This window comes from Streptomyces sp. NPDC045287 (genome assembly GCF_056432325.1).
Genome location: NZ_JBWKJG010000008.1, coordinates 118,147 through 130,472, shown reverse-complemented (window position 1 = coordinate 130,472; position 12,326 = coordinate 118,147). Strand labels below are relative to the sequence as shown.

Annotated in this window: 13 protein-coding genes; 7 read left to right on the top strand and 6 right to left on the bottom strand. The window is 70.0% G+C overall.

What is annotated here, in order from left to right; translation table 11 throughout:
* Positions 1-29 precede the first annotated feature (29 nt).
* A complete protein-coding gene (locus AC07D6_RS15630; protein ID WP_479044728.1) occupies positions 30-1,481 on the top strand; it encodes a glycosyltransferase family 87 protein in 1,452 nt (483 codons plus the stop codon).
* Positions 1,482-1,523: 42 nt separating this feature from the next.
* Here AC07D6_RS15630 and AC07D6_RS15625 read toward each other — a convergent pair whose 3' ends face one another.
* From AC07D6_RS15625 to AC07D6_RS15615, 3 genes are all read right to left on the bottom strand, one after another.
* Entirely contained in the window at positions 1,524-2,555 is a 1,032-nt protein-coding gene (locus AC07D6_RS15625; RefSeq protein WP_315876975.1) for an alanine racemase, read from the bottom strand.
* 87 nt (positions 2,556-2,642) lie between these two features.
* The gene (locus tag AC07D6_RS15620; RefSeq protein ID WP_479044725.1) at positions 2,643-3,761 is read right to left on the bottom strand and encodes a lipid II:glycine glycyltransferase FemX; all 1,119 of its coding nucleotides are present in this window, start codon (positions 3,759-3,761) and stop codon (positions 2,643-2,645) included.
* A 110-nt stretch (positions 3,762-3,871) separates the two neighbouring features.
* Positions 3,872-4,186, bottom strand: coding sequence for a hypothetical protein (locus tag AC07D6_RS15615; RefSeq protein ID WP_315876973.1), 315 nt, complete (start codon positions 4,184-4,186; stop codon positions 3,872-3,874).
* Between the two features lie 277 nt (positions 4,187-4,463).
* On the opposite strand from AC07D6_RS15615, the gene rpsF reads away from it, so the two are divergent.
* The 4 genes from rpsF to rplI all read left to right on the top strand — a co-directional run bounded on the left by rpsF (position 4,464) and on the right by rplI (position 6,138).
* A complete protein-coding gene (gene rpsF / locus AC07D6_RS15610; RefSeq protein ID WP_004950685.1) occupies positions 4,464-4,754 on the top strand; it encodes a 30S ribosomal protein S6 in 291 nt (96 codons plus the stop codon).
* A 72-nt stretch (positions 4,755-4,826) separates the two neighbouring features.
* Positions 4,827-5,393, top strand: a complete 567-nt coding sequence (locus AC07D6_RS15605) for a single-stranded DNA-binding protein (RefSeq protein ID WP_315876968.1) — start codon at positions 4,827-4,829, stop codon at positions 5,391-5,393.
* Positions 5,394-5,437: 44 nt separating this feature from the next.
* Positions 5,438-5,674 carry a 30S ribosomal protein S18 gene (gene rpsR / locus AC07D6_RS15600; RefSeq protein ID WP_005315025.1) on the top strand — a complete coding sequence of 79 codons (237 nt, stop codon included), beginning with the start codon at positions 5,438-5,440 and terminating at the stop codon, positions 5,672-5,674.
* A gap of 17 nt (positions 5,675-5,691) precedes the next feature.
* Positions 5,692-6,138, top strand: coding sequence for a 50S ribosomal protein L9 (rplI, locus tag AC07D6_RS15595; protein WP_315876967.1), 447 nt, complete (start codon positions 5,692-5,694; stop codon positions 6,136-6,138).
* Between the two features lie 141 nt (positions 6,139-6,279).
* On the opposite strand, the gene AC07D6_RS15590 is transcribed toward rplI, so the two are convergent.
* A complete protein-coding gene (locus AC07D6_RS15590; protein ID WP_479044721.1) occupies positions 6,280-7,617 on the bottom strand; it encodes an MATE family efflux transporter in 1,338 nt (445 codons plus the stop codon).
* A 423-nt stretch (positions 7,618-8,040) separates the two neighbouring features.
* On the opposite strand from AC07D6_RS15590, the gene dnaB reads away from it, so the two are divergent.
* The gene (gene dnaB / locus AC07D6_RS15585) at positions 8,041-9,549 is read left to right on the top strand and encodes a replicative DNA helicase (RefSeq protein ID WP_315876965.1); all 1,509 of its coding nucleotides are present in this window, start codon (positions 8,041-8,043) and stop codon (positions 9,547-9,549) included.
* 180 nt (positions 9,550-9,729) lie between these two features.
* Here dnaB and AC07D6_RS15580 read toward each other — a convergent pair whose 3' ends face one another.
* The gene (locus AC07D6_RS15580; RefSeq protein ID WP_479044719.1) at positions 9,730-10,389 is read right to left on the bottom strand and encodes a GOLPH3/VPS74 family protein; all 660 of its coding nucleotides are present in this window, start codon (positions 10,387-10,389) and stop codon (positions 9,730-9,732) included.
* Between the two features lie 86 nt (positions 10,390-10,475).
* Here AC07D6_RS15580 and AC07D6_RS15575 point away from each other — a divergent pair, with 86 nt between their 5' ends.
* Positions 10,476-11,846 (top strand): serine hydrolase domain-containing protein, encoded by a 1,371-nt coding sequence (locus AC07D6_RS15575; RefSeq protein WP_479044717.1) that lies wholly within the window; start codon positions 10,476-10,478, stop codon positions 11,844-11,846.
* 20 nt (positions 11,847-11,866) lie between these two features.
* Here AC07D6_RS15575 and AC07D6_RS15570 read toward each other — a convergent pair whose 3' ends face one another.
* Positions 11,867-12,319, bottom strand: coding sequence for a GNAT family N-acetyltransferase (locus AC07D6_RS15570; protein ID WP_315876962.1), 453 nt, complete (start codon positions 12,317-12,319; stop codon positions 11,867-11,869).
* Positions 12,320-12,326 lie beyond the last annotated feature (7 nt).

Genomic DNA, 12,326 nt, shown 5'->3' with positions numbered 1-12,326 from the left:
TCCCGGGCCCGTACGGCAGGATGTCCCCCATGCCGAGCCCACAGAAGACGCGCGTCCCCCACGACCGGCGGCCCGTCGTGTGCCCCACGCGCCAGGACGAGACCGCCGCCGCGGGCAGCGAGGTGATCGGCGGTCCCGTCGGCCGCCGCGCCCGGCTCGGCGTCGACGTCCTCACGCCGGTGCGGGTCGTCGCGCTCGTCGCGATCGGCGTGTTCGCGCTCGGCATGGTGCAGAAGCTGCCCTGCTACAACTGGGCCTGGTTCCGCGGCGCCGCGTCCCAGTACACCCACGCCTGCTACTCCGACATCCCGCACCTGTTCGTGGCGCGCGGCTTCTCCGAGGGGCTCCTCCCGTACTTCGACCGGTTCTCCGGCGACATGCAGTACCTGGAGTACCCGGTGCTCACCGGCCTCTTCATGCAGGTCGCGGCCTGGCTGACACCGGGCGGCGGCGACCTGCAGCACCAGGAGCAGATGTACTGGATGGTCAACGCGGGCATGCTGCTCGTCTGCACCGCGGTGATCGCCGTGTGCGTCGCGAGGACGCACCGGCGGCGCCCCTGGGACGCCCTGCTGGTCGCCCTCGCGCCGGCCTTCGCGCTGACCGCCACCATCAACTGGGACCTGCTCGCCATCGCCCTGACCGCCGCGGCGACGCTCATGTGGAGCCGGGGCCGCGCCCTGGCCTTCGGGGTGCTGCTCGGCCTCGCCACGGCCGCGAAGCTCTACCCGTTCCTGCTGCTCGGGCCGCTCCTGGTGCTGTGCTGGCGGGCCGGGAAGTGGCGGGAGTTCGCGGTGGCCCTGCTGGGCTCCGCGGGCGCGTGGCTCGTGGTGAACCTGCCCGTCATGGTGCTCGCGCCGGAGGGCTGGAAGCGGTTCTACGTCTTCAGTCAGGAGCGGAACATCGACTTCGGTTCGTTCTGGCTGGTCCTCACGCAGCGCTTCGACCTGGACCTGCGGGTCGAGACGGTCAACACGGCCGCGAGCGTGCTGATGCTCCTGGCGTGCGCCGGGATCGCCGCGCTGGCACTGGCCGCGCCGCGCCGCCCCCGGTTCGCGCAGCTCGCGTTCCTGGTCGTGGCGGCGTTCATCCTGACCAACAAGGTCTACTCGCCGCAGTACGTCCTGTGGCTGGTCCCGCTGGCCGCGCTGGCCCGGCCGCGCTGGCGGAGCTTCCTCGTGTGGCAGGCGTGCGAGGTGGCGTACTTCCTCGGCATCTGGATGTACCTCGTGTACGTCACGACCGAGCACAAGCAGGGCCTGCCGCTGGACGGGTACCACTTCGCGATCGCCCTGCACCTGGCCGGGACGCTGTACCTGTGCGCCCTGGTCGTACGGGACGCCCTGCGGCCCGAGCGGGACGCCGTCCGGCAGGACGGCTCGGACGACCCGTCCGGAGGCGTCCTGGACGGTGCCGAGGACGTCTTCGCGGTCGGTCGGGCCGCCCGGGGGGAGCGCCGGGCGGACACCGCCGTCCAGTGACCGGCGGGCCCGCCCGTACGGCCGTGCGGGCCGTGCGGCGGCCTAGCGGTCGACGAGCCGGTCGTACTGGGTCGTCGTGTGCCGCAGGTGGGCGACCAGCTCGTCGCCGACCTTCGGCTCCTGCGCGTCCGCCGGGACGAACAGGATCGACACCTGCATGTGCGGCGGCTCCGCGAACCAGCGCTGCTTGCCCGCCCACACGAACGGGGAGAGGTTCCGGTTGACCGTGGCGAGGCCGGCCCGGGCCACGCCCTTGGCGCGCGGCATCACCCCGTGCATGGCCTTCGGCGCCTCCAGGCCCACGCCGTGCGAGGTGCCCCCGGCGACGACCACCAGCCAGCCGTCGGACGCCGCCCGCTGCTGCCGGTAGCCGAAGCGGTCCCCCTTGGAGACGCGGGTGACGTCCAGGACGGCGCCCCGGTACTCCGTCGCCTCGTGGTCGCCCAGCCACAGCCGCGTACCGATGCGGGCGCGGAACCGGGTCTGCGGGAACTGCTGCTGGAGGCGGGCCAGCTCCTCCGCCCGCATGTGGCTGACGAACATCGTGTGGAGCGGCAGCCGGGCGGCCCGCAGCCGGTCCATCCAGCCGATGACCTCCTCGACGGCGTCCGAGCCGTCCGTACGGTCCAGCGGCAGGTGCAGGGCGAAGCCCTCCAGGCGGACGTCCTCGATGGCCGCGTGCAGCTGCCCCAGCTCGTGCTCGCCGATGCCGTGCCGCTTCATCGAGCTCATGCACTCGATGACGACGCGCGCGCCCACCAGGGCGTGCACGCCGTCCACGGACGACACGGAGCGGACCACCCGGTCCGGCAGCGGCACCGGCTCCTCACCCCGCCGGAACGGTGTCAGCACCAGCAGGTCGCCGCCGAACCAGTCCTTCATCCGGGCCGCCTCGTAGGTGGTGCCGACGGCGAGCATGTCGGCGCCGAAGCGATTCACCTCTTCCGCGAGGCGTTCGTGGCCGAAACCGTAGCCGTTGCCCTTGCAGACCGGGATGATCCCGGGGAACTGGTCTATCACGGACTTCTGATGCGCCCGCCAGCGAGCAGTGTCGACGTACAGGGTGAGCGCCATGGCCGGTCCGGACCCTTTCTGTGGCTGTGGGTGTCGGGGTGGATGAGGTGTGCGGGACGTGTACGAGCGTACGGAAGCGCGGTGGCGTCAGCGACGCGACATGTAGATGTCCAGCGCCTTGTGCAGCAGCTTGTTCAGCGGGAAGTCCCACTCGCCGATGTACTCGACGGCCTCGCCGCCCGTGCCCACCTTGAACTGGATCAGGCCGAAGAGGTGGTCGGTCTCGTCGAGCGAGTCCGAGATGCCGCGCAGGTCGTACACGGTCGCCCCCATGGCGTAGGCGTCGCGCAGCATGCGCCACTGCATGGCGTTCGACGGGCGGACCTCACGGCCGATGTTGTCGGATGCGCCGTACGAGTACCAGACGTGCCCGCCGACCACGAGCATCGTCGCGGCGGAGAGGTTCACGCCGTTGTGCCGCGCGAAGTAGAGGCGCATGCGGTTGGGGTCCTCGTTGTTGAGGACGGTCCACATGCGCTGGAAGTACGACAGCGGGCGCGGCCGGAAACGGTCCCGGACGGCCGTGATCTCGTACAGCCGCTGCCACTCGGGCAGGTCGTCGTAGCCGCCCTGGACGACCTCGACGCCGGCCTTCTCGGCCTTCTTGATGTTCCGCCGCCACAGCTGGTTGAAGCCCTTGAGGACGTCGTCCAGGGAGCGGTTGGCCAGCGGCACCTGGAAGACGTAGCGGGGCTGGACGTCGCCGAAGCCGGCGCCGCCGTCCTCGCCCTGCTGCCAGCCCATCTTGCGCAGCCGGTCCGACACCTCGAAGGCGCGCGGCTCGATGTGCGTCGCCTCGATGTCGCGCAGGCGCTTGACCTCGGGGTCCTGGATCCCCGCCTTGATCGCCGGGGCGTCCCAGCGGCGGATCACGACCGGCGGGCCCATCTTGACCGAGAACGCGCCCTGGTTCTTGAGGTGCTGGAGCATCGGCTGCAGCCAGTCGTCCAGGTTCGGCGCGTACCAGTTGATCACCGGGCCCTCGGGCAGGTAGGCCAGGTACCGCTTGATCTTCGGGAGCTGGCGGTACAGCACCAGCCCCACGCCGACCAGCTGGTTGTTCCTGTCGAACCAGCCCAGGTTCTCCGAGCGCCATTCGGTCTTGACGTCGGCCCACGCCGGAACCTGGCAGTGACTCGCCGCCGGAAGACTCTGGATGTACGCCAGATGCTGCTCTCGGCTGATGGTCCTCAGGGTCAGGCTCATGCGGGGCGCTCCTCGGCAGGTGTGTCCCCCATCGGTACAGGGGTTCCAGCTCTCGCGCCGAAGCCTACTGGCACGGGGGAGCGCCCCGACTGGGCCTACACCGGGAGGCGCTAGCCGATCACGCCGCCGAACAGACCGCCGCGGGCCATTCCGAGGAAGAAGCCGACCGCTGCCGCGCCCAGCCCGATGACCAGGAACGTCCGCTCCCGGGTGGTCTCGGAGACGTACTGGCCGTAGGCGCCCGTGAGGATGCCGATGAGGCCGGACCACGAGCTGATCAGGTGGAGGCTGTGGAACTGCGCCGTGATGAAGGCGAGGGCGCCCAGCACCAGGGTCACGACCATCAGGGTGTCCTGGAGCGGATGGGGCTTGCCGTCCGTGGAGAGGAGGGAAGAGGAGGAATGACGCTGGAATGCCTGAGCCATGAGGCACCTCCTGGCTTGCCGGAGGGCGGCGCACCACAGCGCCGCCCGGACCCGATGCGTACAGATTGCGTCCGCTGACCACGGGATTTCAACCGGAAGCCGCCGTGCGGGTACTCTGTACGGTCTGCACCGGTGTCTGCCCATGCCCGGAAACGCGCCAGTCCCTGGCCGTCGTCCGCGGCCTTTGTCAGTGGGCACGGATACCGTTGCGCACGCATCACGACCCTCCTGCCACGGAACGACCGTGGCCGCTGAGTCCAAAGGAGGTGGGTTCCACATGCGTCACTACGAGGTGATGGTCATCCTCGACCCCGATCTCGAGGAGCGCGCTGTCTCCCCGCTGATCGAGAACTTCCTCTCCGTCGTCCGTGAGGGCAACGGAAAGGTCGAGAAGGTCGACACCTGGGGCCGTCGTCGTCTCGCTTACGAGATCAAGAAGAAGCCCGAGGGCATCTACTCGGTCATCGACCTGCAGGCCGAGCCTGCGGTCGTCAAGGAGCTCGACCGCCAGATGAACCTGAACGAGTCGGTCCTCCGGACCAAGGTCCTCCGCCCCGAGACCCACTGAGCTTTCCGCTCACTGGTCATCGGGTCCGAGTAGCAGCAAGCAGCCAGAAGCAAACCCGCCGAGAGGTTCCCCATGGCAGGCGAGACCGTCATCACGGTCGTCGGCAATCTTGTCGACGACCCCGAGCTGCGCTTCACCCCTTCCGGTGCGGCGGTCGCGAAGTTCCGCGTCGCGTCCACCCCCCGCACCTTCGATCGTCAGACCAATGAGTGGAAGGACGGCGAGAGCCTGTTCCTGACCTGCTCGGTCTGGCGCCAGGCGGCGGAGAACGTCGCCGAGTCGCTCCAGCGGGGCATGCGCGTCATCGTGCAGGGCCGGCTGAAGCAGCGGTCCTACGAGGACCGCGAGGGCGTCAAGCGCACGGTCTTCGAGCTGGACGTCGAGGAAGTCGGCCCGAGCCTCAAGAACGCCACGGCGAAGGTCACCAAGACCACCGGCCGCGGCGGTCAGGGCGGCTACGGCGGCGGCCAGCAGGGCGGCCAGGGCGGCTGGGGCGGTGCCCCGGGCGGCCAGCAGGGCGGCGGCGCTCCCGCCGACGACCCCTGGGCGGGCGGCGCGCCCGCCGGCGGCCAGCAGGGCGGCCAGGGCGGCTGGGGCGGCAGCTCCGGCGGCGGCTACTCGGACGAGCCCCCCTTCTAGGGCCGGGCTCGTACCCCACTTCTTGATCACACAGGAGAAACACCATGGCGAAGCCGCCTGTGCGCAAGCCTAAGAAGAAGGTCTGCGCGTTCTGCAAGGACAAGACCGCGTACGTGGACTACAAGGACACGAACATGCTGCGGAAGTTCATCTCCGACCGCGGCAAGATCCGTGCCCGTCGCGTGACCGGCAACTGCACGCAGCACCAGCGTGACGTCGCCACGGCCGTCAAGAACAGCCGTGAGATGGCGCTGCTGCCCTACACGTCCACCGCGCGATAAGGAAGGGTGACCTACTAATGAAGATCATCCTTACCCACGAGGTCTCCGGCCTCGGTGCGGCCGGCGACGTCGTCGACGTCAAGGACGGCTACGCTCGCAACTACCTGGTCCCGCGCGGTTTCGCGATCCGCTGGACCAAGGGTGGCGAGAAGGACGTGGCGCAGATCCGCCGCGCCCGCAAGATCCACGAGATCGCGACCATCGAGCAGGCCAACCAGATCAAGGCCCAGCTCGAGTCCGTCAAGGTGCAGCTGGCCGTTCGCTCCGGCGACGCCGGCCGTCTGTTCGGCTCCGTCACCCCGGCTGACATCGCCTCGGCGATCAAGTCCGCCGGTGGCCCGGACGTCGACAAGCGCCGTGTCGAGCTCGGTGCGCCGATCAAGACCCTGGGCTCGCACCAGGTGTCCGTGCGTCTGCACCCCGAGGTCGCCGCGAACCTCGGTGTCGAGGTCGTCGCTGCCTGAGCACTGCCTTCGCAGGGCTGAGCACTGAAGGGCCGCACCCGCTTGGGTGCGGCCCTTCGTCGTGTCCTCCGGTGTTTCACGTGAAACTTCCCTGGTGTTTCACGTAAAACGGCGTGTTTCACGTGAAACACCGTGTGCTCGTCAACGTGTGGCGCCGGTCACCAGCCAGCGACCGGAGCGCATCCGCAGCCACAGCGTCACCATTCGAGTGGCCATCATCAGGAACATCGCCCACCACAGGGCCGTTAGCCCACCCCCGAGAATCGGAACGAGCAGGGCGACCGGAGCGAAGACGACCAGGGTGACCACCATCGCGCCCGCCAGATACGGCCCGTCTCCGGCCCCCATCAGGACGCCGTCCAGGACGAAGACGACCCCGGCGATCGGCTGGGAGAGCGCCACGACCAGCAGTGCGGGCAGGAGAGCGTCCCGTACGGCGTCATCACCCGTGAAGATCGGAATGAACAGAGGACGGGCGGCCACGACCAGAACGCCCAGGACCACGCCTGAGACGATGCCCCACTGCACCATGCGGCGGCAGACCGCGCGGGCGCCATCGGTGTTCCCCGCACCCAGATAACGGCCGATGATGGCCTGGCCCGCAATGGCGATGGCATCGAGCGCGAAGGCCATCAGGCTCCACAGCGAGAGGATGATCTGGTGCGCGGCCACCGGTACGTCACCGAGCCGGGCGGCGATGGCGGTCGCGATCATCAGTACGGCGCGCAGGGAGAGGGTGCGGACGAGGAGCGGGACGCCGGCCTGGGCGCTGGCCCGGATCCCGGCCGCGTCGGGCCGGAGCGAGGCACCGTGGCGCCGGGCCCCGCGGACGACGACGGTGAGGTACGCGACGGCCATGCCGCACTGCGCGATGACGGTGCCCCACGCGGAGCCGGCGATCCCGAGCCCGGCACCGTAGACCAGCACGACGTTCAGGACGGCGTTGGCGCTGAAGCCGCCGATCGCGACGTAGAGGGGGGTCCTGGTGTTCTGGAGGCCGCGCAGGACGCCGGTGGCGGCGAGGACGATGAGCATCGCGGGAATGCCAAGGCTGGAGATCCTGAGGTAGGTCGCGGCGTGCGGGGCGGCGGTGCCGGAGGCTCCGAAGACCTCGACGACCCAGGGAGCGGTCGGCAGGGTGACCGCGACGACGGCCAGGCCGAGGAGGAGGGCGAGCCAGATGCCGTCCATGCCCTGGCGGATCGCCGCCGGGAGATCATCCGCGCCGACGCGCCGGGCGACGGCCGCCGTGGTGGCGTAGGCGAGGAAGACGAAGACGCTGACGGCCGTCGCCAGGAGGGGGGCCGCGATGCCCAGGCCGGCCAGTTGGGGGGTGCCGAGATGACCGATGACGGCGCTGTCGACGAGTACGAACAGGGGCTCGGCGACGAGGGCTCCGAAGGCAGGGACGGCGAGGGCGAGGATCTCTCGGTCGTGGGAGCGGCGGACGTTCTCGGGAGCCGGGGAAGCCTGAGTCATGCATTCAATGTAATCGTCCACAGGTAAGAGGCGCAATCCATCATCAGGCCTTACATGGCTGTGCTTCGGGGGAGGATGCCTGAGCTGTTTGTGCGGATCTTGAGTCCCTGGGGAAAGTTTTTCTCCCCCACAGCCGGTGGATGGAAAAAAAGCAGGTCAGAGCGGGTGTGTGGAGAGCGTTATGAGTTTGTCCACACGACTGTCCCCCGGTCCGTGCACAGGATCCGGCGAGTTCTCCACAGCATCGGGGCGTTCGCCCACAGGCCCTGTGGATAACCAGATTGGCTGACGGTGCCCGCGGGCCTACCGTGGTCCGGCGCCCGACGTGCCGCGAGGTGGAGTTGGAGCCTCTTGTTTGTCAGAGCCGTGGCGTAGAAAGAGTGACACGCCAAGGTCCGCGGTGCGGACGGGAGGAGGTGGCCGGTGACCATTCCGGAGCCCTTGGACGACCCCTGGACCGACAGCGGCCCGAGCGACCGTCTGCCCGTCTCCCGCCAGCGCGGAGCCGAAGCACCGGTCGGAGGGCGAGGCGGCGGCCGTGGCCGGGGACGCGAGGAGCAGCACGAGCGGGGCGCCGAGAGCGGCCCCTGGGACAGCGGTGCCGGCGGCTTCGAGCGCGTCCCCCCGCAGGACCTCGACGCCGAGCAGTCCGTGCTCGGCGGCATGCTGCTCTCCAAGGACGCCATCGCGGACGTCGTGGAGATCCTCAAGGGCCACGACTTCTACCGCCCGGCCCACGAGACGATCTACCAGGCGATCCTCGACCTCTACGCCAAGGGCGAGCCGGCCGACCCCATCACCGTGGGCGCCGAACTCACCAAGCGCGGCGAGATCAACCGGGTGGGCGGGGCGTCGTACCTGCACACCCTGGTGCAGTCCGTACCGACCGCGGCCAACGCCTCGTACTACGCGGAGATCGTCCACGAGCGAGCGGTGCTGCGCCGCCTCGTGGAGGCCGGCACCAAGATCACGCAGATGGGGTACGCGGCGGACGGCGACGTCGACGAGATCGTCAACCAGGCCCAGGCGGAGATCTACGCCGTCACGGAGCAGCGCACCAGCGAGGACTACCTCCCCCTCAGCGACATCATGGAGGGCGCCCTCGACGAGATCGAGGCGATCGGCTCCCGCAGCGGCGAGATGACCGGTGTGCCGACCGGCTTCACCGACTTCGACTCCCTCACCAACGGCCTCCACCCCGGCCAGATGATCGTCATCGCGGCCCGTCCCGCCATGGGCAAGTCGACGCTGGCGCTGGACTTCGCGCGCGCCTGTTCGATCAAGCACAACCTGCCGAGCGTCATCTTCTCGCTGGAGATGGGCCGCAACGAGATCGCGATGCGTCTGCTGTCCGCCGAGGCCCGGGTGGCGCTGCACCACATGCGGTCCGGGACGATGACCGACGAGGACTGGACCAGACTGGCCCGGCGCATGCCGGACGTCTCGCAGGCCCCGCTCTACATCGACGACTCCCCGAACCTGTCGATGATGGAGATCCGCGCCAAGTGCCGCCGCCTGAAGCAGCGGAACAACCTCAAGCTGGTGGTCATCGACTACCTCCAGCTGATGCAGTCCGGTGGTTCCCGCCGCGCCGAGAGCCGCCAGCAGGAGGTCTCGGACATGTCCCGCAACCTCAAGCTCCTCGCGAAGGAGCTGGAGCTTCCGGTCATCGCCCTGTCACAGCTCAACCGAGGTCCCGAGCAGCGCACGGACAAGAAGCCCATGGTGTCCGACCTGCGAGAGTCCGGCTCGATCGAGCAGGACGCGGACATGGTCATCCTGCTCCACCGCGAGGACGCCTACGAGAAGGAGTCCCCCCGCGCGGGCGAGGCGGACCTCATCGTGGCCAAGCACCGCAACGGCCCCACGGCCACCATCACGGTCGCCTTCCAGGGCCACTACTCACGCTTCGTCGACATGGCCCAGACCTGATCCCGTGGTTCAGCCGGGGACGGCAGATGGTGCTCAAACGGCGTGTTGGCGGCGGCGACCGTGGTGGTGGCCGGCCGTGACGTCAGTGGCGTGTTGGCCCGCCGGTGACCGCGCCGGTGTCCAGCGCGCTGAGCGCCGGTTTCGCCGTCCGCCCGCTGGGGACGGGGTCCTGACCATGCGTCACGTACAGGCGGTGATGGTCACGGCGGTGACCGCGGCCATCGTCGCCTGCATGTCGCGGATCGCCCTGCGGACGCTGTCGGCCGCCCACTGGCCCTCGGCGATCGTGGCCATGCGGGGCTCGATCTCCTTGCGGGAAGCATCGGGGAAGGCGATGCCGTGCAACCGGGCGCCGTGCAGGAGCGCGATGAGCGCGGACGTGCGGTTGTCGGGGCGGGCGCCCCGCAGGACGACGCGGGCCAGCCGGTCGCGGAGCTCGCGCTCCACGGTGCCGTCCGCCTCCGGGTAGCGCCGTACGGGGAAGAGGCCCATCGTGCGATGCCGTTCCTCGACGACCAGGCCGCGCTCGCACAGACTCCGCACCGTCGCCCGTACGGCGGTGGCCTGGTCCTTCGCCAGCCAGTCGGTGACCTTCCCGGAGCGGTGCCGGTGGGCCCAGTCGGCGAGTCGGTGCAGCCGCTCGTCGAGCAGTTCGTCGCCCGTCGACGAGGTGTCGGTGATGCCCACCCGGCCGGACACGACCTGGATCCTGTACCGCAGGGCCAGCTCCAGCAGGGTGCCGCCCGCCACGGCCCAACCCGCGGAGGCCCGGTCCTTCGCGACACCGGACTCGTCGTCCAGTGACAGCAACATGACTTCCTCGCCCAGTGTCACGGACATGCGCGGCCCTCCTCGATCATCGCGGTCACTGATGTCGACGCGGGCCGGGGGCAGCGGGTTCCGTGCCGTGCGGTACACCTGAGTCCATGACCTCGTCCTCTGCGCCTCTCCTGCCCGCCACGGAGCGCTCGCTGCTCCACCGGATCGCCGTCGGCCAGGCCGAAGGCCGGACACCCTCACTCGTCGGGGCGGTCGCCCGAAGCGGCCGGATGGTGTGGTCGGGCGCGTGGGGCGACGTCGCGTCCGCCGCCGATACGCAGTACCGAATCGGTTCGATCACCAAGACTTTCACCGCCGTCCTGGTGATGCGGTTGCGGGAGGAGGGCCTGCTCGGTCTGGACGACCCTCTGGAGAAGCACCTGCCGGGCACGGACGTGGGCGATGTGACCGTCGCCCAGCTCCTGAGCCATACGGCTGGACTGGCGGCCGAGTCACCGGACCCCTGGTGGGAGCGGACGCCGGGCGAATTGCGCCCTGGCCTCGCCGACGTCCTCGGGGAACGGCCGCTCGCTCATCCGCCGGGGCGTGTCCACCACTACTCCAACACCGGCTACACGCTGCTGGGCTCGCTCGTTTCCGCGGTACGCGGCATCCCGTGGGAGGAGGCGCTGCGCACCGAGGTCCTGGAGCCGCTGGGCATGAACCGGACGACAACACGGCCGGTGGCGCCGTACGCCGAGGGCTGGGCGGTCCACCCCTGGGCGGACGTGCTGTTGCCCGAGCCGGTCGAGGACCTGGGATTGATGGCCCCGGCCGGGCAACTGTGGTCGACCGCCGCCGACCTCTGCCGGTTCGCCGCGTTCCTCGCGGAGGGGGATGACCGGGTGCTGCCCACGGAGTCCGTACGGGACATGCGTACGCCCGCCGCGCCGCCCGTCGCAGGGGACTGGGACGGCGGCTACGGGCTCGGTGTGCAGCTGACGCGGCGGGACGGCCGTACCCTCGTCGGCCACTCCGGTTCCCTGCCGGGTTTCGTCGCCGGTCTGTGGCTGAGCGTGGACGACGATGTCGCCGCGGTCGTCCTGGCCAACGCGACGTCCGGGCCGCAGACCGGAGTGCTCGCCGCCGACCTCGTACGGATCGTCGCCGAGGCGGAGCCCCGGCTCCCGGAGCCGTGGCGCCCCCTGTCCAAGGCCGACGCTTTGCCGCTCTCCCTGACCGGCCCCTGGTACTGGGGAACGTACGCGTACGGGCTGAAGGCGCTCGCGGACGGCGGCGTGGAGCTGCAGCCCCTGCGCGGTGGCGGGCGCGGGTCCCGGTTCCGGCCGCTGCCGGACGGCACCTGGCTCGGGCTCGACGGCTACTACGACGGGGAGGTGCTCCGCGTGGTCCGCCGGCGGAACGGCTCGGTGAGCCACTTGGACCTGGGGTCGTTCGTGTTCACCCGTGAGCCGTACGAGCCGGGAGACGCCGTTCCGGGAGGCGTGGACGAGGGCGGTTGGCGGGGCACGCGCTGACGTTTCACGTGAAACAACGCTCAGAGCGCCAGCTTGAAGCCGACGTGTGAGGCGGTGAAGCCCAGGCGGTCGTAGAAGCGGTGGGCATCGGTACGGGTCGCGTCCGAGGTGAGCTGGACCAGCGTGCAGCCCTGGCGGCGCGACTCCGCGATGGCCCACTCGACCAGCCGCGTACCGAGCCCGCTGCCGCGCGCGTCGGCGTGCACCCGTACCGCCTCGACGAGGGAGCGGGTGGCGCCGCGCCGGGACAGCCCCGGGATGACGGTCAGGTGGAGCGTGCCGACGACCTGCTCGTCACGTACGGCGACGACCAGATGCTGGTTCGGGTCCGCAGCCACCCGCTCGAAGGCGGCGAGGTAGGGGGCGAGGTCGTCGGGCGATTCCCGCTGGGCGCCGAGCGGGTCATCGGCGAGCATCGCCACGATGGTGGGAACGTCGTCTGCTGTCGCGCGCCGGATTTCAAGATCATTCATGGGGTGG

Bases quoted from the DNA above. Each gene is read 5' to 3' on its own strand.
- AC07D6_RS15615 (WP_315876973.1), bottom strand. From the start codon at position 4,186: ATGGCTCAGGCATTCCAGCGTCATTCCTCCTCTTCCCTCCTCTCCACG.
- AC07D6_RS15590 (WP_479044721.1), bottom strand. From the start codon at position 7,617: ATGACTCAGGCTTCCCCGGCTCCCGAGAACGTCCGCCGCTCCCACGAC.
- AC07D6_RS15570 (WP_315876962.1), bottom strand. From the start codon at position 12,319: ATGAATGATCTTGAAATCCGGCGCGCGACAGCAGACGACGTTCCCACC.
- AC07D6_RS15620 (WP_479044725.1), bottom strand. From the start codon at position 3,761: ATGAGCCTGACCCTGAGGACCATCAGCCGAGAGCAGCATCTGGCGTAC.
- AC07D6_RS15630 (WP_479044728.1), top strand. From the start codon at position 30: ATGCCGAGCCCACAGAAGACGCGCGTCCCCCACGACCGGCGGCCCGTC.
- AC07D6_RS15605 (WP_315876968.1), top strand. From the start codon at position 4,827: ATGGCAGGCGAGACCGTCATCACGGTCGTCGGCAATCTTGTCGACGAC.
- rpsF (WP_004950685.1), top strand. From the start codon at position 4,464: ATGCGTCACTACGAGGTGATGGTCATCCTCGACCCCGATCTCGAGGAG.
- AC07D6_RS15580 (WP_479044719.1), bottom strand. From the start codon at position 10,389: ATGTCCGTGACACTGGGCGAGGAAGTCATGTTGCTGTCACTGGACGAC.
- rplI (WP_315876967.1), top strand. From the start codon at position 5,692: ATGAAGATCATCCTTACCCACGAGGTCTCCGGCCTCGGTGCGGCCGGC.
- rpsR (WP_005315025.1), top strand. From the start codon at position 5,438: ATGGCGAAGCCGCCTGTGCGCAAGCCTAAGAAGAAGGTCTGCGCGTTC.
- AC07D6_RS15575 (WP_479044717.1), top strand. From the start codon at position 10,476: ATGACCTCGTCCTCTGCGCCTCTCCTGCCCGCCACGGAGCGCTCGCTG.
- AC07D6_RS15625 (WP_315876975.1), bottom strand. From the start codon at position 2,555: ATGGCGCTCACCCTGTACGTCGACACTGCTCGCTGGCGGGCGCATCAG.